Genomic DNA, 20,722 nt, shown 5'->3' on the forward strand with positions numbered 1-20,722 from the left:
AGAAGCCCCACTCACCCGCACCCACCCACCGCCCCCAGTCACCCCCGAACCAAAAACCCACCCGCCCCCGAAGGGACAGGTGGGTAGGCACCACAGCAACCGAACCAACAGCGGCGGTCAGCTCTTCTCCGCCGACTCGGGCTCCTTCTTCACGCCCCCAGCGCCGGAAGCCCCCGCGTCCTTCTTCTCCTCGGCATCAGCCTCGGCCGAAGACTCCTCCGACTTCGACTCCGACTCCGGCTCCGCGTCACCGGCCACGACAGCGGACGCGCCCTCGTCCCCGTCACCGTCGGAGACACCCGGCTCGACGATCTCCTCCCGCCCCGGCCGCTTGCGGGCCGACAGGACGAGGTAGATCACGGCGAGGACGAAGACCAGCAGCGCGGTCCAGTTGTTGAGGCGCAGGCCGAGGATGTGGTGGGCCTCGTCGACCCGCATGTACTCGATCCAGAACCGCCCCGCGCAGTACGCGGCGACGTACAGCGCGAACGCCCGCCCGTGCCCGAGCTTGAACCGGCGGTCCGCCCAGATGACGAGGAGCGCGACGCCGATGCACCACAGCGACTCGTAGAGGAAGGTCGGGTGGTACGTGCCCGGCAGCCGGCCGTCCGTGGAGGACGTGATCTCCACGGCCCACGGCAGATCCGTCGGCTTGCCGTACAGCTCCTGGTTGAACCAGTTGCCCCAGCGCCCGATCGCCTGGGCGAGGGCGATCCCGGGCGCGACGGCGTCGGCGTACGCGGGCAGCGGGATGCCCCGCCGACGGCAGCCGATCCACGCGCCCACCGCGCCGAGGGCGATCGCGCCCCAGATGCCGAGGCCGCCCTCCCAGACCTTGAAGGCGTCCACCCAGTCACGGCCCTCGCTGAAGTACAGCTCGTAGTCCGTGATCACGTGGTAGAGCCGCCCGCCGATGAGGCCGAAGGGCACGGCCCAGACGGCGATGTCGGCGACCGTGCCGGCCCGTCCGCCCCGCGCGACCCAGCGTTTGTTGCCGAGCCAGACGGCTACGAAGACACCGATGATGATGCAGAAGGCGTAGCCGCGCAGCGGGACGGGACCGAGGTACAGCACCCCGCGCGACGGGCTGGGAATGTAGGCAAGTTCCATGGCAGGGTCGACGCTACCCTGCCGGGCCCGGCCGACGGCGGGCGGCCCGGCAACGGGTCCATAACGCCGTACCTCAACTGCCTTGACGCCCCACGGACCCCGCGCGGCGCCCCCGTCTCACCCGGCGGCCCTGGCCTCCACCATCTGCTTCAGCTTGGCGGGGGTCATGGACTGGTCCGCGTAGATGTTGGTGCCGTTGAGGAAGACGCTCGGCGTGCCGGAGAAGCCGCCCTTCTGGAAGGCCTCGTTCGACTTGGCGACCCAGCTGTTGTGCTTGCCCTCCTCCACACAGGTGCGGAAGGCGGCGGTGTCCAGCCCGTCCACCTTCTTCGCCAGGTCGAACAGCTTGGTCTCGCTCGCGAAGGCGTCGTCCGTCTCGGGCGGCTGGTTCTCGTAGAGCACGTCGTGGTACGCGGGGAACTTGCCCTCGTTCTGTGCGCACGCCGCGGCGCCCGCCGCCTTGCGGGAGCCGCTGCCGCCCATGTTGCCGTCGATCAGGGTGGCGAGGTGGTACTCGACCTTCAGCTTTCCGGCCTCGGTCAGTTCGTGGATCGTCGAGCGGTAGGCGTCCTCGAAGGACTTGCAGGCCGGGCAGCGGAAGTCCTCCCACACGGAGAGGGTCGACTTGGCGCCTGCGTCCCCGACGGGGATCGCGAGGCTGTCCTCGCCGTTCGCCCCCGAGGGCGCGACGACCGGGCCCGAGGCGTCGGACCCGTCGTCCTTGCCCGCGTTCGCCGCCACGACGCCGATCACGGCGGCCAGCCCCAGCACGCACACCACGGAGGCGCCCACGATCAGCACCCGACGGCGCTTCTCGGCGGCCTTCTGCTTCTCGCGCTCCTCCGCCAGCCGTTCCCGGGCGGTGCGCTTTCCCTCACGGTTCTTCTCGCTCACATCCCGCAGAACGAACCGGGGAGGCGCTCAGCGCCTCCCCGATCCCACTTCCACCCGTTCGAGTGAGCGAACTGCCCGTTACGTCCAGCGATCCCCGTACGACAAACGGGTGAACGTCACGAGCTGCCTCACGCGCCCCGGCGTACTCCCTTCGCGAGGTCGCCCGCCAGTTCCCGTACGGCGTCCAGGCCGGCCGCCTCGTCGGGAGCGTCCAGCATCCGCTTCACGAACGCGGAGCCGACGATCACACCGTCGGCGAACCCGGCGACCTCGGCGGCCTGCTCGGCGTTGGAGACGCCGAGGCCGACGCAGACCGGCAGGCCCGACCCCGTGGCCCGGGTGCGTTCCACCAGGTCCTGGGCCTGTGCGCCCACCGACTCCCGGGTGCCCGTGACCCCCATCAGCGAGGCCGCGTAGACGAAGCCGCTGCCGGCCGCGGTGATCTCCGCGAGCCGGGCGTCCTTGCTGCTGGGCGCGACCACGAAGACGGTGCCGAGGCCGTGCTTCTCCGCGTGCTCCCTCCACAGCGCCGACTCCTGGACGGGCAGGTCGGGCAGGATGCAGCCCGCGCCGCCCGCCTCCGCGAGCTCGGCCGTGAAGCGCTCCACGCCGTAGCGGTCGATCGGGTTCCAGTACGTCATGACGAGCACCGGCTTCCCGGTGGCCTCGTACGCCTCGCGGACCGTGCGCATCACGTCGGCGATCTTGACGCCGCCGCGCAGGGCGATGTCGTCGGCGGTCTGGATGACGGGTCCGTCGAGGACCGGGTCGCTGTGCGGCAGCCCGACCTCGACGACGTCGGCGCCGCCCTCGAAGACCGCCTTGATCGCGGCGATACCGCCGTCGACGGTCGGGAACCCGGCCGGCAGATAGGCGATCAGCGCGGACCGGCCCTCCGCCTTGGCGGCGGCGAGGGTGTCGCTCAACAGCTGGATGTTGCCGCTCACTTGGCGTCCCCCTCGATCTCGGCGAGATCGGCCGCGTCGGCGGCGACCTCGGCGTCGGCGCCCTCGTCGTACAGGCCGAAGTAGCGCGCGGCCGTGTCCATGTCCTTGTCGCCGCGCCCGGACAGGTTGACGACGATCAGCCCGTCCTTGCCCAGCTCCTTGCCGACCTCCAGGGCCCCGGCGAGCGCGTGGGCGCTCTCGATGGCCGGGATGATGCCCTCGGTGCGCGACAGCAGACGCAGTGCCTGCATGGCCGCGTCGTCGGTGACGGCGCGGTACTCGCCGCGGCCGCTGTCCTTGAGGTAGGCGTGCTCGGGGCCGATGCCCGGGTAGTCGAGGCCGGCCGAGATCGAGTACGGCTCGGTGATCTGGCCCTCCTCGTCCTGGAGGACGTAGGAGCGCGAGCCGTGCAGGATGCCCGGTTCCCCGGCGGTCAGGGTCGCCGCGTGCTCGCCGGTCTCGATGCCGTGCCCGGCCGGCTCGCAGCCGACGAGGCGTACGCCGGCGTCCGGGATGAAGGCGTGGAAGAGCCCGATGGCGTTCGATCCGCCGCCCACGCAGGCGACGGCCGCGTCGGGCAGCCGTCCGGCGCGTTCGAGGATCTGCCGTCTGGCCTCGACGCCGATGACCCGGTGGAAGTCGCGGACCATGGCGGGGAAGGGGTGGGGGCCTGCCACGGTCCCGAAGAGGTAGTGGGTGCGGTCGACGTTGGCGACCCAGTCCCGGAACGCCTCGTTGATGGCGTCCTTGAGGGTGCGGGAGCCGGACTTCACGGCGACGACCTCGGCGCCGAGCATGCGCATCCGGGCGACGTTGAGGGCCTGCCGCTGGGTGTCGATCTCGCCCATGTAGATGGTGCAGTCGAGGCCGAAGAGCGCGCAGGCCGTGGCGGTGGCGACGCCGTGCTGGCCCGCTCCCGTCTCGGCGATCACCCGGGTCTTGCCCATGCGCTTGGTGAGCAGGGCCTGCCCGAGCACGTTGTTGATCTTGTGGGACCCGGTGTGGTTCAGGTCCTCGCGCTTGAGGAAGACCCGCGCTCCCCCGGCGTGCTCGGCGAACCGGGGCACCTCGGTGAGCGAGCTGGGCCGGCCGGTGTAGTGGACGAGCAGATCGTCGAGCTCGCGCGCGAACTCGGGGTCGTGCTTCGCCTTGTCGTACTCCACGGCGACCTCGTCCACGGCGGCGACCAGCGCCTCCGGGATGAACTTGCCGCCGAACGCGCCGAAGTACCCCTCGGCGCTGGGGACGTGGCCCTCGGGGTCGGGAATGAAGAACTCACTGGACATGCGACTACCTCGCAGGGGCGTGGCCCCGTCGTCGGTCGGACTATGACTCACAGCGATCACGTACGCGCACGCCGCCCTCGGGCGGGCCCCCGCCGAGACGGCGAGTGACCACGAACGGCGATGATCGGTGGTGCCGAACCGACCGTCTCCCCTCTCACCCGCCGCCGGGGAAGCGACACCCGGCGTTCAGCGAAGGGAAACGCGGCTCAGCTGCCCGCAGGCGTCCGCGTACGTGTCCTGGGCCATCGCATGCCGTTCACCTGACCCGGCTCGTCACCGATGACATAGCGGACCCGGCGCCCGTGGACACGACGGGCGGGCGCCCGGCAGCCACGGGGACGGCACCCGCGCGCGAGGCGGGCGTAGGGGTCCCTGGGGGTCATGGTGATCGAGAACATCGCGGCACAGCCTACCGGTACCGCCTCACCCGTGTGGGCGACACCGGTCACGGCCGTGCGGACGGTCATGGCCGGGTCAGCTCCGGCCGTGTCGCAGCGCCGGGTGCTCGCCCGCGGCCACCAGGTCGGCGACGGCCGTCTTGGGGTCCTTGCCGGTGACGAGGGACTCGCCCACGAGGACCGCGTCGGCGCCGGCGTTGGCGTAGGCGATGAGGTCGTGCGGGCCGCGGACGCCGGACTCGGCGATCTTGACGATGGAGTCCGGGATCTCGGGGGCGACCCGCTCGAACGTGGTGCGGTCGACCTCGAGGGTCTTGAGGTTGCGGGCGTTGACGCCGATCACGCGGGCGCCGGCGTCGACCGCGCGGTCGACCTCGTCCTCGTCGTGGACCTCGACGAGCGGGGTGAGCCCGATGGACTCGGCGCGCTCGATCAGCGACTCCAGGGCCGGCTGGTCGAGGGCCGCGACGATCAGCAGCGCCACGTCGGCGCCGTACGCCCGCGCCTCCCACAGCTGGTACGAGGTGACGATGAAGTCCTTGCGCAGGACGGGGATGTCCACGCGGGCGCGGACGGCCTCCAGGTCGGCCAGCGAGCCGCCGAAGCGGCGCTGCTCGGTGAGGACGGAGATGACGGCCGCGCCACCCGCCTCGTAGTCGGCCGCGAGCCCGGCCGGGTCGGCGATCGCGGCGAGCGCGCCCTTGGAGGGGCTGGAACGCTTGACCTCGCAGATCACCTTGACGCCGTCGCCGCGCAGCGCGGCCGCGCCGTCCTTGGCCGCCGGAGCCTTCGCCGCGCGCTCCTTGAGCTCGTCGAGGCTGACGCGCGCCTGCCGCTCCGCGAGGTCGGCACGGACTCCGTCGATGATCTCGTCGAGCACACTCACGCGAGCGGCCCCCTTTCAGACGGTGAAACGGTGGAAACGGCAAAAATCAGTGACAACGTTTGACGGTCATGTATTGACAGTCGGGCGGTTCTCGGGGTTCAGGCGGTTCACTGCGATGGTATCCGCAGGAGGGCGTAGGCCTCGCATCCGGTTGACGACGGTCCCATTACCTGGACGTTCGCCTGTTGATCAAGGGTGGAGCCAGCCACCGAACGGCAGGTTCCGGACAACCGTGAAGACCAGCGCCAACGCGCCGAGCGACCACATCTGAACGGTCCCGAACCGAAGCCGCAGGGGTCGTCCGCGCGCCACCTGGACCACCCAGACGGTCCACAGCACCGCGAATCCCAGAAAGCCCGCGACGGCCAGCGCGTTGTCGGTGAGCGCGGTCGCGAGGTCGCCGTGCGCGAAGGCGTGCGCGCTGCGCAGACCGCCGCAGCCGGGGCAGTAGAGGCCGGTGAAGCGCCACAGCGGGCAGACCTGGTAGTGGCCGGGTTCGTTGGGGTCGACGGCCGCGACGTACGCGAAGGCGCTGCCGACGACGGTGAGCGCGGCGGCGGGCACCCAGAGGCCGCGGAGCGCGCGGCCCCGCTGCGGCGCGGTCGGTGCGGGATGTGCCGTGGGTGTGGTCTCGGCGTTCACACACCGCATTCTGCCCCGCGCGGGCCGTACACGCGCACGAGGGGCGGCCCGGCGGTTCGATCCCGCCGGGCCGCCCCTCCCGCGGACGTCAGCTCTGGGCGGCGGCCGGCTCGGTGGTCGACGTGGCCGCGCTGCCGGAACGCACCGCCGCCTTCTCGTACACGGCGTGCGCGTCCTTCGGCTGGCCCATGCCCATGGCGCGCATGACCATGCCGACGACGCCGCCGAGGACGACGATGACCATGCCGGCCCAGAATCCCAGCGGCTGGGCCATCACCATGTAGGCGCCCGAGACGCAGAAACCGATGAAGGCGATGGTGACGCCGGTCCAGGCGGCCGGGGTGTGACCGTGGCTGCTGCCCGCCATGACTTGCTCCTCGTTGTTCATTGCGTCGTGCTCGATGCGTGACGCTCGATGCCTGTGCTGAGTCGGACGCTCGTCGTCCATTGTTCCGTACGGGTACGGGTGCCATGAGCGGGGGTGTCCACTCTCACGTTCCCGGATCCGTCCGTGCGGCCCGCGCGTCCGTGTCCGGGCGGACCTCAGGCGGGGTCGTGTCCCGTCGGGTCCTCGCCCCGGTCCAGGGCCTTCCACATGTCCTCGGGCCGGTCGGGGTCGACCGGCCTGGCCTTGCGGGGCCGGGGGGTGCCGTCGCGCTCGTAGCGGCCGGACATCGTGGGCCACAGCCGTCCGTAGCGCAGGGCGAGCAGCCCGGCGAGCAGGATGAGCGCGCCACCGACGGCCGCGACGTACGGCCAGCCGGTGTGGCTGAGCGCGTCGACGGTCGCGCCGCTGTCGCCGGAGGCCTCGGCCGCCTTGTCGTCGAGCGCCGCGCTGTCGTACGCCCCGAGCAGCGCCGCGGCGACGGTGCCCGCGCCGGAGAGGGCGAGCAGGGCGGCGACCAGGACGCGCCCGGAGCGGCGTACGGCGAAGACGGCGACGAGCGCGGCGAGGCCCACCACGGCGAGGGACGCCGGGACGCCCGTGACGTCGCTGCCCTTGGCGGTCAGCGGGAAGGAGCCGCCGGCCACCGTGATGGTGCCCTCCGACCAGCGCTGCCGGGTGGCGAGCAGCGCGACGGCCGCGCCGAGCGCACCGCTGATCAGGGCCAGCGCGAGACTGCGCCGACCGGAGCGGACGGACGCGGGTTCGGAACGGGGGCGAGGTACGGCGGTCACGTACCCCACTATCGCCTGAGCCCCGGGTGGGTTGTCACCCGGGGTTCTTCGGAAAACTCCGGAGATTACTCACACGATCAGGTGAAGCAGGGGTTCCCTCGCAGCAAGGGCCCGACCACGTGGTGTTTCCTGGCGGGAATCCGGGCTGGTTCCAACCCGGCTGGTGTTGAGCGCGTAGGACCTGGCCTCTCGCTGAGTAGCCGGGCGGCGTGAGCCAGAAATCCCCTTGGGCTCCACAAGGGGAGGGTTCAAGTGAGAAGCGCCCTATGGCACATCTGAAGAGGCACCACGTGCTGCCGACCGCGTCATCCGACGGGTCGGCAGCGCCCTACTGCCCCAATCGATTGGCCGTGTGCACCGCCCTCAGGACCGCTGCCGCCTTGTTGCGGCATTCGGTGTCCTCGGCGACGGGGTCGGAGTCGGCGACGATGCCGGCGCCGGCCTGGACGTAGGCCGTGCCGTCCCGGAGGAGGGCCGTGCGGATGGCGATGGCGGTGTCGGAGTCCCCGGCGAAGTCGAGGTAGCCGACGCAGCCGCCGTACAGGCCCCGGCGGGAGGGCTCCAGTTCGTCGATGATCTGCATGGCCCGCGGCTTGGGGGCGCCGGAGAGGGTGCCGGCGGGGAAGCAGGCGGTGAGGACGTCGAAGGCGGTGCGGCCCGGCGCGACCCGGCCGGTGACGGTGGAGACGATGTGCATGACGTGCGAGTACCGCTCGACGGACATGAAGTCGACGACCTCGACCGAGCCCGGTTCGCAGACCCGGCCCAGGTCGTTGCGCCCGAGGTCGACGAGCATCAGGTGCTCGGCGCGCTCCTTGGGGTCGGCGAGCAGTTCGTCGGCGAGGGCCTGGTCCTCCTGCGGGGTGGCGCCCCGGTGCCGGGTGCCGGCGATGGGGTGGACCATGGCCTGTCCGTCCTCGACCTTGACCAGGGCCTCGGGGGAGGAGCCGACGACGTCGAAGCCGTCGAAGCGGAACAGGTACATGTACGGGGAGGGGTTGGTGGCCCTCAGGACGCGGTAGACGTCCAACGCGCTTGCCGTGCACGGGGTTTCGAAGCGCTGGGAGGGGACGACCTGGAAGGCCTCGCCGGCCCGGATGCGCTCCTTGATGTCCTCGACGGCCTCCTGGAAGTCGGGGCCGCCCCACAGCGCGGTGTACTCGGGCAGCTCGGACGGCGGGAGGGCCGCCGGGGGCTGGGCCACGGGCCGGGCGAGGTCGGCCTCCATGGCGTCGAGGCGGGCGATCGCGTCGGCGTGGGCCTCGTCGACGCCGGTGTCCAGGTCGTTGTGGTTGATGGCGTTGGCGATCAGCAGGACCGAGCCCTCCCAGTGGTCCATGACCGCGAGGTCGCTGGTCAGCAGCATGGTCAGCTCGGGGAGCTGCAGGTCGTCCCGCTCGCCCGGGCCGATCTTCTCCAGGCGGCGCACGATGTCGTAGCCGAGGTAGCCGACCATGCCGCCGGTGAAGGGCGGCATGCCCTCCTGGTGGGGGGTGTGGAGCGCCTCGATGGTGGCGCGCAGGGCGGCGAGGGGGTCGCCGTCGACGGGGACGCCGACGGGCGGGGTGCCGAGCCAGTGGGCCTGGCCGTCGCGGGCGGTGAGGGTGGCGTGGCTGCGGACGCCCACGAAGGAGTAGCGAGACCACGAACGGCCGTTCTCCGCGGACTCCAGCAGGAAGGTGCCGGGGCGCTCGGCGGCGAGCTTGCGGTAGAGCCCGACGGGGGTGTCGCCGTCGGCGAGGAGCTTGCGGCTGACGGGGATGACCCGACGGTCGGTGGCCAGCTTGCGGAACGTCTCGAGGTCCATGGCGGCTGACCTTACTGATCCTGTGTCGGTACGTCGGAATCGGCGGCGCCCGGGGCGCCTTCCACGGCTTTGAGCACGTCCTCGTCGAAGCAGGTGCGGTCGCCGGTGTGGCAGGCGGCGCCGATCTGGTCGACCTTGACGAGGACGGTGTCGGCGTCGCAGTCCAGGGCGACGGACTTCACCCACTGGAAGTGGCCGGAGGTGTCGCCCTTGACCCAGTACTCGCGGCGGCTGCGCGACCAGTAGGTGCAGCGCCCGGTGGTGAGGGTGCGGTGCAGGGCCTCGTCGTCCATCCAGCCGAGCATGAGCACCTCACCGGTGTCGTACTGCTGGGCGATGGCGGGCAGGAGCCCGTCGGCGCCGCGCTTGAGGCGGGCGGCGATCTCGGGGTCCAGCGCACTGGGGGTGCCGGGGCCGGTGGGGTCTCCGGGACCGAGGGGGCTGCTGGAGGACGGCGTGCTGGTCATGCGTGCCATTGTGCCGCGCCGCGCCGATCGGCCTCGTCCGTTGTCCACAGGCCGGACCTGCTTGTCATACGAAATGCCATCCCGACCGGGCGCCCGTGCCTCCCCGGCCCAGGGAGGCTCGTCCCGCCTCGGCCGGACCTGCGCTGGGCGCGGCGGTGGCACGGTCGTAGGCTGGCTGACATGTCGACCCATGCCAAGCGTGAACGGCTTCTCTTCGCCGACCTGTTGGAGACCGCGGGCCCCGAGGCCCCCACCCTGTGCGAGGGCTGGACGACCCGTGATCTGGCCGCGCACGTGGTGGTGCGTGAGCGCCGCCCCGACGCCGCCGGGGGCATCCTCATCAAGCAGCTCGCGTCCCGCCTGGACCGGGTGATGGAGGAGTTCGCCGCGAAGCCGTACGAGGAGCTGATCCAGCTCGTGCGGACCGGCCCGCCGCGTTTCTCGCCCTTCTCCCTCAAGCAGATCGACGAGGCCTCGAACACGATCGAGTTCTACGTCCACGCCGAGGACATCCGCCGGGCGCAGCCCGAGTGGACCCCGCGTGAGCTCGACCATGTCTTCCAGGACGCCCTGTGGTCCCGTCTGGAGCGCACCTCGCGCCTCATGGGCCGTGGCTCCCCCACGGGTCTGGTCCTGCGCCGTCCCGACGGCCGGACGGCGGTGGCCCATCGCGGCACCCCGGTGGTCACCGTCACCGGTGAGCCCTCCGAGCTGCTGCTGTTCCTGTACGGCCGCCAGCAGGTGGCCGAAGTGGAGCTGGACGGCGAGAAGGACGCGATCGCCAAGCTGCACGAGACGAAGCAGCTGGGGATCTGAGCGGAGTCGCGGTGCGTGCGCCCCGGCGGTGGGCCCCGGCCGGCTGCTGACCGCCGATGTAAGCCCCGGCCACCATGCGTCCGGGGCTTACATCGCCGGTCCGGCGGCGTCACCGGACGGGGTGACCGGCCCCCCGCAGCGCGTCCTTGACCTGGCCGATGCGCAGGTCGCCGAAGTGGAAGACGGAGGCGGCGAGGACGGCGTCGGCGCCCGCCTCGATGGCCGGGGCGAAGTCGGCGAGCTTGCCGGCGCCGCCGGAGGCGATGACCGGGACGGTCACGTGCTTGCGGACGGCGGTGATCATCTCCAGGTCGTAGCCGTCCTTGGTGCCGTCGGCGTCCATCGAGTTGAGCAGGATCTCGCCGGCGCCCAGTTCGGCGGCGCGGTGGGCCCACTCGACGGCGTCGATGCCGGTGCCCTTGCGGCCGCCGTGGGTGGTGACCTCGAAGGAGCCCGACCCGGTGCGGCGGGCGTCGACCGACAGGACCAGCACCTGGCGGCCGAAGCGCTCGGCGATCTCGCGGATCAGGTCGGGGCGGGCGATCGCCGCCGTGTTGACGCCGACCTTGTCGGCGCCGGCCCGCAGCAGCTTGTCGACGTCCTCGGCGGTACGGACGCCGCCGCCGACGGTCAGCGGGATGAAGACCTGCTCGGCGGTGCGGCGCACCACGTCGTAGGTGGTCTCGCGGTTGCCCGACGAGGCGGTGATGTCCAGGAACGTCAGCTCGTCGGCGCCTTCGGCGTCGTACACCTTCGCCATCTCGACGGGATCGCCCGCGTCGCGCAGGTTCTGGAAGTTGACACCCTTGACGACCCGGCCGTTGTCCACGTCCAGGCAGGGGATGACTCGGACCGCCAGGGTCATGAATCCACGGCTCCTTAGAAAAACCCAGTAGGGCTGGGGCTGGCTCGACGGAGGCCTAGCCCCGGAATGCTTCGATCTCCACTTCGACCAGGATGCGCGGGTCGACGAAACCCTCCACGACCAGCAGGGTCGCGGCCGGACGCACCGGGTCGAAGATCTCCTTGTGGGCCCGCCCCACGGCCTCCACGTCCCGCATGTGCGTCAGGTACATCCGGGTGCGGATGACGGACGCGGCGCCGAGCCCGAACTCGCCGAGCGCCTCGACCGCGCTGGTGAAGGCCACCTTGGCCTGCTCGTAGGGGTCGCCCTCCCCGTGGAGCACGTCGCCCTTGAAGGCCGTGGTGCCGGCCACCAGGACGCGGTCGCCCGCCGCGACGGCGCGCGCGAAACCGAAGGACTCCTCCCAGGGACTCCCGCTCTGCACCCGCCGCACGGCATCGGACGTCATGACGACACAGCCTCCAGGGCCTCTTCCAGGGTGAACGCCTTCGCGTACAGCGCCTTCCCGACGATGGAGCCCTCGACACCGAGAGGCACCAGCTCGGCGATGGCCCGCAGGTCGTCGAGGGAGGAGACGCCGCCGGAGGCGACGACCGGGCGGTCGGTGGCCGCGCAGACGTTCCTCAGCAGCTCCAGGTTCGGGCCCTGGAGGGTGCCGTCCTTGGCGATGTCCGTGACCACGTACCGCGCGCAGCCCTCCTTGTCGAGGCGCTCCAGCGCCTCGTAGAGGTCGCCGCCCTCGCTGGTCCAGCCGCGGCCCTTCAGGGTCGTGCCGCGTACGTCGAGGCCGACGGCGATCCGGTCGCCGTGCTCGGCGATGACCTTGGCGACCCACTCGGGGCTCTCCAGGGCGGCGGTGCCGAGGTTGACCCGGGTGCAGCCGGTGGCCAGGGCCTTCGCCAGGGAGGCGTCGTCCCGGATGCCGCCGGACAGCTCGACCTTGATGTCCATGGCCCGGGTGACCTCGGCGACCAGGTCCCGGTTGTCGCCGGTGCCGAACGCGGCGTCCAGGTCGACCAGGTGCAGCCACTCGGCGCCCGCGCTCTGCCAGGCGAGCGCGGCCTGGAGCGGGGAGCCGTAGGAGGTCTCCGTGCCGGACTCGCCGTGGACGAGCCGGACCGCCTGGCCGTCACGGACGTCGACGGCGGGGAGGAGTTCGAGCTTTGCCATGGCTACAGGGTTCCGATCCAGTTGTTCAGCAGCTGCGCTCCGGCGTCGCCGGACTTCTCGGGGTGGAACTGCGTGGCCCACAGGGCGCCGTTCTCCACGGCCGCCACGAACGGCTTGCCGTGCGTGGACCAGGTGACCTTGGGCGTGGTGAGGGTCGGGTTGTGCGTCTCCAGGGTCCAGTCGTGGACGGCGTAGGAGTGCACGAAGTAGAAGCGGGCGTCGGCGTCGAGGCCGGCGAACAGCTCGGTGCCGGCGGGGGCGTCGACGGTGTTCCAGCCCATGTGGGGCACGATCTCGGCCTGGAGCGGTTCGACCGCGCCGGGCCACTCGTCGAGGCCCTCGGTCTCCACGCCGTGTTCGATGCCGCGTGCGAACAGGATCTGCATCCCGACGCAGATGCCCATCACCGGGCGGCCGCCGGAGAGGCGCCGGTCGATGATCCAGTCGCCGCGGGCCTCCTTGAGGCCCTTCATGCAGGCGGCGAAGGCGCCGACGCCGGGGACCAGCAGCCCGTCGGCGTTCATGGCCTTGTCGAAGTCACGGGTTATCTCGACCTCGGCGCCGGTGCGTGCGAGGGCGCGCTCGGCGGACCTCACGTTGCCGAAGCCGTAGTCGAAGACGACGACCTTCTTGGACGCGTTGTTCCTGGACGCGGTGCTCAATTCCACACCTCCAGCCGCAGGATGCCCGCGACGAGGCACATCGCGGCGCCGATCGAGAGCAGCGTGATGAGGCTCTTCGGCATCTGCTGCTTGGCGAACGAGATGATCCCGCCGACCAGGAAGAGGCCGACGACGATCAGGACGGTGGACAGCCCGTTCACAGCGCGCCCTTCGTGGAGGGCAGGATGCCGGCGGCGCGCGGGTCGCGCTCGGAGGCGTAGCGCAGGGCCCGGGCGAGCGCCTTGAACTGGCATTCGACGATGTGGTGGGCATTGCGCCCGTACGGCACGTGGACGTGCAGCGCGATCTGGGCCTGGGCGACGAAGGACTCCAGGATGTGCCGGGTCATCGTGGTGTCGTACTCGCCGATCATCGGCGCCATCTTCTCGGGCTCGGTGTGCACGAGGTAGGGGCGGCCGGAGAGGTCGACGGTGACCTGGGCGAGGGACTCGTCCAGCGGGACCGTGCAGTTGCCGAAGCGGTAGATGCCCACCTTGTCGCCGAGGGCCTGCTTGAAGGCGGCGCCCAGCGCGAGGGCGGTGTCCTCGATGGTGTGGTGGGAGTCGATGTGCAGGTCGCCGTCGGTCTTCACGGTGAGGTCGAACAGACCGTGGCGGCCGAGCTGGTCGAGCATGTGGTCGTAGAAGCCGACCCCGGTGGAGATCTCCGTCTTGCCGGTGCCGTCGAGGTTGATCTCGACGAGGACCGACGTCTCCTTCGTCGTCCGCTCTACGCGTCCTACGCGGCTCATGCGTTCTGCTCCTTCTTGAGTTCACGGACCGCGTCGAGGAACGCGTCGTTCTCTTCGGGGGTGCCGGCGGTGACCCGGAGCCAGCCCGGTACTCCGTTGTCCCGGACCAGGACACCCCGGTCGAGGATCTGCTGCCACACGGTGTGGGAGTCGTCGAAGCGGCCGAACTGCACGAAGTTGGCGTCGGACGCGGTCACCTCGTAGCCGAGCGCCAGCAACTCTTCCACCAGCCGGTCCCGTTCCGACTTCAGCTGTTCGACGTACTTCAGCAGGGTGCCGGTGTGTTCCAGGGCGGCGAGGGCGGTCGCCTGGGTGACGGCCGACAGGTGGTACGGCAGCCGGACCAGCTGGACGGCGTCCACGACCGCCGGGTGGGCGGCGAGGTAGCCGAGGCGCAGGCCGGCCGCGCCGAACGCCTTCGACATCGTGCGCGAGACGACGAGGTTCGGCCGGCCCTCGATGAGGGGCAGCAGCGAGTCGCCGTGGCTGAACTCGATGTACGCCTCGTCGACCACGACGAGCGACGGCTTCGCCGCCTGCGCGGCCTCGTACAGCGCGAGGACGGTCTCGGCCGGGACGGCGGTGCCCGTGGGGTTGTTGGGGGTGGTGATGAAGACGACGTCGGGCCGGTGCTCGGCGATCGCCTTCTGGGCGGCGGCGAGATCGATCGTGAAGTCGTCGTTGCGGGGGCCGGAGATCCATTCCGTGCCGGTCCCTCGGGAGATCAGGCCGTGCATCGAGTACGAGGGCTCGAACCCGATGGCGCTGCGGCCGGGCCCGCCGAAGGTCTGCAGCAGCTGCTGGATGACCTCGTTGGAGCCGTTGGCGGCCCACACGTTGGCGAGGCCGACCTGGTGGCCGGAGGTGTCCGTCAGGTACGCGGCGAGCCGGGTCCGCAGCTCGACCGCGTCCCGGTCGGGGTAGCGGTTGAGGTTCCGGGCCGCCTCGCGCACCCGCTCGGTGATCCGTTCGACCAGCGGCTCGGGCAGCGGGTACGGGTTCTCGTTGGTGTTCAGGCGTACGGGGACGTCGAGCTGGGGCGCGCCGTAGGGGCTCTTGCCGCGCAGTTCGTCCCGTACGGGGAGGTCGTCGATTCCGAAGCTCACTTGCCAGGCACCTTCCAGCCGAACCTTGCCTTGATCGCCGCGCCGTGCGCGGGGAGGTCCTCCGCCTCCGCCAGCGTCACCACGTGGTGCGCGACCTCGGCCAGCGCGTCCTCGGTGTAGTCGACGATGTGGATGCCGCGCAGGAAGGACTGGACGGACAGGCCGGAGGAGTGGCAGGCGCAGCCGCCGGTGGGGAGCACGTGGTTGGAACCGGCCGCGTAGTCGCCCAGCGAGACCGGGGCCCAGGGGCCGATGAAGATCGCGCCCGCGTTGACGACCCGCTCGGCGACGGCGGCGGCGTCGGCCGTCTGGATCTCCAGGTGCTCGGCGCCGTAGGCGTTGACGACGCGCAGGCCCTCGTCGACGCCGTCGACCAGCACGATCGCGGACTGGCGGCCCGCGAGAGCCGGGCGGATGCGGTCCTCGATGTGCTTGGTGGCCTCGACCTGCGGCTGGAGTTCCTTCTCGACCGCGTCGGCGAGCGCGACGGAGTCCGTGACGAGCACGGCGGCGGCGAGCGGGTCGTGCTCGGCCTGGCTGATCAGGTCGGCGGCGACGTGCACCGGGTCGGCGGTGTCGTCGGCGAGGACCGCGATCTCGGTCGGGCCCGCCTCGGAGTCGATGCCGATGACGCCGGTGAAGTACCGCTTGGCGGCGGCCACCCAGATGTTGCCCGGCCCGGTGACCATGGGGGCGGGCGGGCAGGACTCGGTGCCGTACGCGAACATCGCGACGGCGGTGGCGCCGCCGGCCGCGTAGACCTCGTCGACGCCGAGCAGCGCGCAGGCGGCCAGGATCGTGGGGTGCGGGAGCCCGTCGAACTCGGCCTGCGCCGGTGAGGCGAGGGCGATGGACGGAACACCGGCCTCCTGCGCCGGGACCACGTTCATGATCACGGACGAGGGGTAGACCGACCGGCCGCCGGGGGCGTACAGGCCGACGCGCTCGACCGGCACCCACTTCTCGGTGACGGTGCCGCCGGGGACGACCTGGGTGGTGTGGGTGGTGCGGCGCTGCGCGCGGTGGACGGTGCGGGCGCGCCGGATCGACTCCTCCAGGGCCGCGCGGACGGCCGGGTCGAGCTGCTCCAGGGCCGCGGTGAGGGCCTCGACGGGTACCCGCACGGAGGTCAGGCGTACCCCGTCGAACTTCTCCGCGAAGTCGATCAGCGCCGCGTCGCCCCGATGATGCACGGCCTCGCAGATCGGACGCACCTTCTCCAGGGCGGCCGAGACGTCGAAGTCGGCTCGGGGCAGCAGGTCGCGCAGGGCGGGTCCCTCGGGGAGGGCGTCGCCGCGCAGATCGATTCGGGAGATCACAGGCCCAATTCTCTCAGACCCGCGTCGGCGGCCGTCCGCGCGTTCCAATGGCTGATACGGCTCGGGCGGGAACCCGGAAGATCCTCTTCACGTCTAGCGTTCAGGCTGTCACTCAGCGGGCATCACCAGCGTGAACAGTTGCGCGATACACGTGAATGCCGTGGACGGGGGAAGGAAGAGTCGTGAGCGAGGGGCCCGGCATCCGGGACGACGGGGACCTGCCGGAGGACCTGACCGCCGCGGAAGCGGGCATGTGGCAGGCCTTCCGCAACGGCAGCGTGTACGACCTGCGGGACGGGGACGTCGCCGTGGACGATCCGCACGGCGGCCACCCCTGGGGTCCCGAGCGGTCGGTGCGGGCCCGGATCGTGGCCTGGCTGCTGTTGGACGGCCCGCCCGCGCTGGCGGGCCGGGTGTCCGCGCTGAAGCTGGTCGGCGTCCAGATCATGGGCGTGCTGGAGCTCGCGGGCGGCCAGGTGGTGCCGTACGTGGAGATGAAGGGCTGCCGGTTCGAGAAGGAGATCCTGCTGCCGGAGGCCCGGTTCACGACCGTCCGGCTGGTGGACTGCTCGGTGCCCCGGCTGGAGGCCGCCCGGCTGCACACGGAGGGCGATCTGCATCTGCCGCGCTGCCGCTTCCACAACGGGGTGCGGCTGGCGGACGCCCAGATCGGCACCGATCTGCTGCTCAACCAGGCGGTCGTCTACCGCGACCGGCACGGCCGCTCGCTCTCCGCCGACGGGCTGACCGTCGCCCAGGACGTCCAGGCCGAGATGCTGGAGTCGCACGGCGAGCTGAGCCTGCGCGGCGCGACGGTCGGCGCCTCGCTCAGCCTGCGCGGCAGCCGGCTCGCCAACCCCTACGGCCGCCTCGCCCTGAACGCGCCGCAGCTGACCGTCGAGCGCACCCTGTATCTGACCCCGGCCGGCCTCGGCAATCCGCTGCACACCAGCGGCAGCACGCCCGCGCGCGGGACCCGGGTGCAGCGCTTCGAGTGCCAGGGCGGAATCAGGCTGGACGACGGGCGGTTCGGGGACTCCGTCGACCTGGAGCGGGCCCGGTTCACCTTCACGGACGAACAGGAACTGTCGCTGCGCCGCGTTCAGGTGCCCGAGCTGCGCTTCCTCGGGGAGAAGCCCGAGCGCGGCAAGGTCGTCCTGTCCGGGGCCCGTGTCGGCGTCCTGATCGACAAGTCGGAGAGCTGGCCCGGCCCGGGCAACCTCCACATGGGCGGCTTCCAGTACGAGACCCTCGTACCGCGCGGCCAGTTCCCGCTGGCCGAACGGCTGGAGTGGGTGGCGGCGGCGACCGCCGAGTACAGCCCGGAGCCGTACGAGCGACTGGCGACCGTGCTGCGGGCCGGCGGAGACGACGAGGGCGCCCGCGAGGTGCTCCTCGCCAAGCAGCGCCACCGGCGGGAGAACCTGCCGCTCGCGGCCAAGCTCTGGGGGTACGCGCAGGACTGGACGGTCGCCTACGGGTACCGGCCGGGCCGGGCGGCGGTGTGGATGGCGGTGCTGTGGGCGCTCACCTCGTACGCCTTCTCGCACGCCGAGCATCCGCCGATGAAGAGCGGCGAACACCCGGACTGGAACGCGTCCCTGTTCGCCCTTGACCTGCTGCTGCCGGTCATCGACCTCGGCCAGGTCGGCTACTGGCAGCTGGAGAACAGCTGGCAGTGGCTGGCGGCGGTGGTCATCATCCTGGGGTGGATCCTGGCGACGACGGTGGCGGCGGGCGCCACCCGCCTGCTGAGCAGGAACTGACCGGTTCCGTATCGGAGTTGACCGGCGATTTCGTACCGATCTCCGATCCAGACAACCTGACGCGTCGTCCCTCCGTCTTCACAGCGAACCATCAATCCGCGACACCACGACGGTGAGCACCCGGCCCGCGAGAGCGGCACCGGGCGAGGCGCACATAGGGGGGCCAGGCGCCATGGATCCGCTGCGTGCGCTCGTCCGTACGGCCCGGATGGCGCGTCACACCTCACGGCTCGCCGTGGGGCTGCCGGCCGACGACGAGGTGCTGCTCGACGCCCCCGACGAGCGGCTCGGGCCCGCGCTGGTGGCGGCCGGCCGCGGTGACCACACCCCCGCGGCGAAACTGCTGGCGACCACCCGGGAGGCCGCCGAGTGGGAGAACCGCGACCGGTACGCGCTGCGGCTGGCCGCGTTCGCCCACGCGCGCGACGCGTGGCTGCGGACCTGGCACCGGGCCGCCCCGCACGACCCGGACCTCCTGCTGGTCAGGGCCGAACTGGCGGTGGCCCGCGGCTGGCGCTCCCCCGCCCGGGCCGAACTGCTGCGCGAGGCCGGCCCGTTGATCACGGCGGCGGCCGAGGGCGAGCCGCGCGATCCGGTGCCCTGGCGGATCGCGCTCGACCACGCCCGGGGCACCGGGCTCGACCACACCGGCTTCGAGCGGCTGTGGACGGAGGCGGTCCGCCGCTCACCGCACCACTACGGCTGTCATGTCTCGGCCCTGAAGTACCTGTCCGCCGCGTGGTACGGCTCGCACCGCGAGTGCTTCGACTTCGCCGAGCGGGCCGCCGAGGACGCGCTCCCCGGGTCCCTCGTCCGGGCCCTGCCGATGCGGGCGGCCTTCGCGTACCTCGCCGACGGCGGCGGGGCCGCGATCCCCCGCGCGCGGCTGGACGGGGCGGCGGACGGCGCGATCGCGCTCTCCGCCGAGTACGGCCCCGGCGACCCGTGGCCGGCCGAGGTACGCAACCTCCTGACCTACGTCCTGGTCCGGCTGGAACGCTGGTCCGACGCCCTGGCCCAGCTGCGCATGATCGGCCCGTACGCCACGTCGTTCCCCTGGGACCGGGTGTCGGACGATCCGCTGGGCCAATTCCTCCAGCTGCGGGACGGCGTACGGCTGGAGGTGGCGTGCTCGATCCCGCTGCGCGCACGGCCGAAGAGGCCCGAGCGGGGCGAAGGGTAGCTCCCGGCGGAGGTCACCAAACGAGTACGGACGAACGCGTGCGCCCCGACGACCATTAGGCTCTGGCCTCGTGACCACCGTCCGGCTGCCGCTCTTCCCCCTGAACTCGGTGTTGTACCCGGGGCTCGTGCTTCCTCTGAACATCTTCGAGGAGCGCTATCGCGCCATGATGCGCGAGTTGCTGAAGACCCCCGAGGACCAACCCCGCCGCTTCGCCGTGGTCGCCATCCGCGACGGCCACGAGGTCGCGCCGAGCGCCCCCGGCATGCCGGATCCGACCGCGCTGCCCGACCGGGGTCCCACGGCGGGCTTCGGCGAGGAACCGACGAAGGCGTTCCACTCCGTGGGCTGCATCGCGGACGCGGCCACCATCCGGGAGCGCGACAACGGCACGTACGAGGTCCTCGCGACGGGTACCACCCGCGTGCGCCTGCGCTCGGTGGACACCACGGGTCCGTTCCTGGTGGCGGACCTGGAGGAGCTGCCGGAGGAGCCGGGCGACGAGGCGGGCGCGCTCGCCGAGGGTGTCCTGCGGGCGTTCCGCCAGTACCAGAAGCGGCTCGCGGGCGCCCGGGAGCGCTCGCTGTCGACGGGTGCGGACCTGCCCGACGAGCCGGCCGTCGTCTCGTACCTGGTCGCGGCGGCGATGATGCTCGACACGCCCGCCAAGCAGCGGCTCCTCCAGGCCCCCGACACGGCGTCCCGGCTGCGTGACGAGCTGAAACTCCTGCGCGCCGAGTCCGCGATCATCCGTAGTCTGCCGTCGTTGCCCGCGTCGGAGCTGACGCGGGGACCGACGAGCCTCAACTGACGCACACGAGAAGGCCGATGGCGAAGAAGTCGAAGAAGCAGCAGGCGGGCGGCACACCGGCGACGGTGGCCCTGACGGCGGCGGGCGTGGAGTACACCGTGCACGCCTACGAGCACGATCCGGCGCATCCCTCCTACGGCGAGGAGGCGGCCGAGGCGATGGGCGTGTCGCCCGAGCGGGTCTTCAAGACCCTGGTGGCGGAGGTCGACGGCGCGCTCGTGGTGGCTGTCGTGCCGGTGGCGGGCTCGCTGGACCTGAAGTCGCTGGCGACGGCGGTCGGCGGCAAGCGGGCGGCGATGGCCGACCCCACGCTCGCGGAGCGCACGACGGGCTATGTGCGGGGCGGGATCTCCCCCCTCGGCCAGCGCAAGCGCCTGCGCACGGTGCTGGACGCGTCGGCGGACGCGCACGACACGATCTGCGTCTCGGCCGGGCGGCGGGGCCTGGAGGTCGAACTGTCCCCGGGTGACCTCGCGAAGCTCACGGCGGCGGTGTCCGCGCGGATCGCTCGCGCGTGACGTTCGGGGGGCGGCGCGTTCTCGGCTGCCGGCCCGGTGGGGCTTCTCGCGCAGTTCCCCGCGCCCCTAAAAGCACCAGGCCCTGCGGGCCTGAAAAGCAGGGGGCGCAGCCCCTGCTTTTCAGGGGCGCGGGGAACTG

The 20,722-nt window shown here is 71.8% G+C and carries 24 protein-coding genes; 5 read left to right on the forward strand and 19 right to left on the reverse strand.

Annotated features, from left to right (window positions below; genetic code table 11):
* Positions 1-117: 117 nt before the first annotated feature.
* The 11 genes from lgt to hisI all read right to left on the reverse strand — a co-directional run bounded on the left by lgt (position 118) and on the right by hisI (position 9,616).
* Positions 118-1,110 (reverse strand): prolipoprotein diacylglyceryl transferase, encoded by a 993-nt coding sequence (gene lgt, locus L3078_RS12010; RefSeq protein WP_239753430.1) that lies wholly within the window; start codon positions 1,108-1,110, stop codon positions 118-120.
* 117 nt (positions 1,111-1,227) lie between these two features.
* Positions 1,228-2,004: a DsbA family protein gene (locus L3078_RS12015; RefSeq protein WP_239753431.1), complete on the reverse strand. Its 777-nt coding sequence runs from the start codon at positions 2,002-2,004 to the stop codon at positions 1,228-1,230.
* Between the two features lie 128 nt (positions 2,005-2,132).
* On the reverse strand, positions 2,133-2,951 hold the full coding sequence (gene trpA / locus L3078_RS12020) for a tryptophan synthase subunit alpha (protein WP_045555270.1): 819 nt from the start codon (positions 2,949-2,951) through the stop codon (positions 2,133-2,135).
* Complete coding sequence (trpB, locus tag L3078_RS12025) at positions 2,948-4,237, reverse strand: tryptophan synthase subunit beta (protein ID WP_239753432.1); 1,290 nt, start codon at positions 4,235-4,237, stop codon at positions 2,948-2,950. The genes trpA and trpB overlap by 4 nt, the downstream gene beginning before the upstream one ends.
* Positions 4,238-4,443: 206 nt before the next feature.
* Positions 4,444-4,635, reverse strand: coding sequence for a tryptophan biosynthesis modulator TrpM (gene trpM / locus L3078_RS44725; protein WP_329899319.1), 192 nt, complete (start codon positions 4,633-4,635; stop codon positions 4,444-4,446).
* Positions 4,636-4,711: 76 nt separating this feature from the next.
* On the reverse strand, positions 4,712-5,521 hold the full coding sequence (trpC, locus tag L3078_RS12030; protein ID WP_239753433.1) for an indole-3-glycerol phosphate synthase TrpC: 810 nt from the start codon (positions 5,519-5,521) through the stop codon (positions 4,712-4,714).
* 189 nt (positions 5,522-5,710) lie between these two features.
* Positions 5,711-6,172: a DUF2752 domain-containing protein gene (locus tag L3078_RS12035; RefSeq protein ID WP_239753434.1), complete on the reverse strand. Its 462-nt coding sequence runs from the start codon at positions 6,170-6,172 to the stop codon at positions 5,711-5,713.
* Positions 6,173-6,251: 79 nt separating this feature from the next.
* Positions 6,252-6,530: an HGxxPAAW family protein gene (locus L3078_RS12040; RefSeq protein ID WP_239753435.1), complete on the reverse strand. Its 279-nt coding sequence runs from the start codon at positions 6,528-6,530 to the stop codon at positions 6,252-6,254.
* A 176-nt stretch (positions 6,531-6,706) separates the two neighbouring features.
* Complete coding sequence (locus tag L3078_RS12045; RefSeq protein WP_239753436.1) at positions 6,707-7,351, reverse strand: TIGR02234 family membrane protein; 645 nt, start codon at positions 7,349-7,351, stop codon at positions 6,707-6,709.
* Positions 7,352-7,670: 319 nt separating this feature from the next.
* The gene (locus L3078_RS12050; protein ID WP_239753437.1) at positions 7,671-9,149 is read right to left on the reverse strand and encodes an anthranilate synthase component I; all 1,479 of its coding nucleotides are present in this window, start codon (positions 9,147-9,149) and stop codon (positions 7,671-7,673) included.
* Between the two features lie 11 nt (positions 9,150-9,160).
* Positions 9,161-9,616, reverse strand: a complete 456-nt coding sequence (hisI, locus tag L3078_RS12055; protein WP_239753438.1) for a phosphoribosyl-AMP cyclohydrolase — start codon at positions 9,614-9,616, stop codon at positions 9,161-9,163.
* Positions 9,617-9,796: 180 nt separating this feature from the next.
* Here hisI and L3078_RS12060 point away from each other — a divergent pair, with 180 nt between their 5' ends.
* Positions 9,797-10,432 carry a TIGR03085 family metal-binding protein gene (locus L3078_RS12060; RefSeq protein WP_239753439.1) on the forward strand — a complete coding sequence of 212 codons (636 nt, stop codon included), beginning with the start codon at positions 9,797-9,799 and terminating at the stop codon, positions 10,430-10,432.
* Positions 10,433-10,541: 109 nt separating this feature from the next.
* Here L3078_RS12060 and hisF read toward each other — a convergent pair whose 3' ends face one another.
* From hisF to hisD, 8 genes are read right to left on the reverse strand one after another with little or no spacing between them, the layout of a single operon-like run.
* Complete coding sequence (hisF, locus tag L3078_RS12065) at positions 10,542-11,297, reverse strand: imidazole glycerol phosphate synthase subunit HisF (RefSeq protein WP_239753440.1); 756 nt, start codon at positions 11,295-11,297, stop codon at positions 10,542-10,544.
* A gap of 55 nt (positions 11,298-11,352) precedes the next feature.
* Entirely contained in the window at positions 11,353-11,745 is a 393-nt protein-coding gene (locus L3078_RS12070; protein WP_086802851.1) for a RidA family protein, read from the reverse strand.
* A complete protein-coding gene (gene priA, locus L3078_RS12075; protein ID WP_045555279.1) occupies positions 11,742-12,467 on the reverse strand; it encodes a bifunctional 1-(5-phosphoribosyl)-5-((5-phosphoribosylamino)methylideneamino)imidazole-4-carboxamide isomerase/phosphoribosylanthranilate isomerase PriA in 726 nt (241 codons plus the stop codon). Before priA ends, L3078_RS12070 begins: the two co-directional genes overlap by 4 nt.
* A gap of 2 nt (positions 12,468-12,469) precedes the next feature.
* Positions 12,470-13,135 (reverse strand): imidazole glycerol phosphate synthase subunit HisH, encoded by a 666-nt coding sequence (gene hisH, locus L3078_RS12080; RefSeq protein ID WP_239753441.1) that lies wholly within the window; start codon positions 13,133-13,135, stop codon positions 12,470-12,472.
* Positions 13,126-13,290: a hypothetical protein gene (locus L3078_RS12085; protein WP_033528086.1), complete on the reverse strand. Its 165-nt coding sequence runs from the start codon at positions 13,288-13,290 to the stop codon at positions 13,126-13,128. Before L3078_RS12085 ends, hisH begins: the two co-directional genes overlap by 10 nt.
* Positions 13,287-13,880, reverse strand: coding sequence for an imidazoleglycerol-phosphate dehydratase HisB (hisB, locus tag L3078_RS12090; RefSeq protein WP_149822680.1), 594 nt, complete (start codon positions 13,878-13,880; stop codon positions 13,287-13,289). Before hisB ends, L3078_RS12085 begins: the two co-directional genes overlap by 4 nt.
* Positions 13,877-14,986, reverse strand: coding sequence for a histidinol-phosphate transaminase (locus tag L3078_RS12095; protein WP_239753442.1), 1,110 nt, complete (start codon positions 14,984-14,986; stop codon positions 13,877-13,879). Before L3078_RS12095 ends, hisB begins: the two co-directional genes overlap by 4 nt.
* Positions 14,983-16,305: a histidinol dehydrogenase gene (gene hisD, locus L3078_RS12100; RefSeq protein ID WP_239753443.1), complete on the reverse strand. Its 1,323-nt coding sequence runs from the start codon at positions 16,303-16,305 to the stop codon at positions 14,983-14,985. Before hisD ends, L3078_RS12095 begins: the two co-directional genes overlap by 4 nt.
* 182 nt (positions 16,306-16,487) lie before the next feature.
* On the opposite strand from hisD, the gene L3078_RS12105 reads away from it, so the two are divergent.
* The 4 genes from L3078_RS12105 (at position 16,488) to ybaK (ending at position 20,583) form a co-directional block, all read left to right on the forward strand.
* Complete coding sequence (locus L3078_RS12105; protein ID WP_239753444.1) at positions 16,488-18,071, forward strand: oxidoreductase; 1,584 nt, start codon at positions 16,488-16,490, stop codon at positions 18,069-18,071.
* Positions 18,072-18,243: 172 nt separating this feature from the next.
* Entirely contained in the window at positions 18,244-19,254 is a 1,011-nt protein-coding gene (locus L3078_RS12110; protein ID WP_239753445.1) for a hypothetical protein, read from the forward strand.
* 70 nt (positions 19,255-19,324) lie between these two features.
* Positions 19,325-20,065, forward strand: coding sequence for an LON peptidase substrate-binding domain-containing protein (locus L3078_RS12115; RefSeq protein ID WP_239753446.1), 741 nt, complete (start codon positions 19,325-19,327; stop codon positions 20,063-20,065).
* A gap of 17 nt (positions 20,066-20,082) precedes the next feature.
* Complete coding sequence (gene ybaK / locus L3078_RS12120; protein ID WP_239753447.1) at positions 20,083-20,583, forward strand: Cys-tRNA(Pro) deacylase; 501 nt, start codon at positions 20,083-20,085, stop codon at positions 20,581-20,583.
* The last annotated feature ends 139 nt before the right edge of the window (positions 20,584-20,722 follow it).

The organism is Streptomyces deccanensis, assembly GCF_022385335.1.
In the GTDB taxonomy this organism is placed as follows: Bacteria; Actinomycetota; Actinomycetes; order Streptomycetales; family Streptomycetaceae; genus Streptomyces; species Streptomyces deccanensis.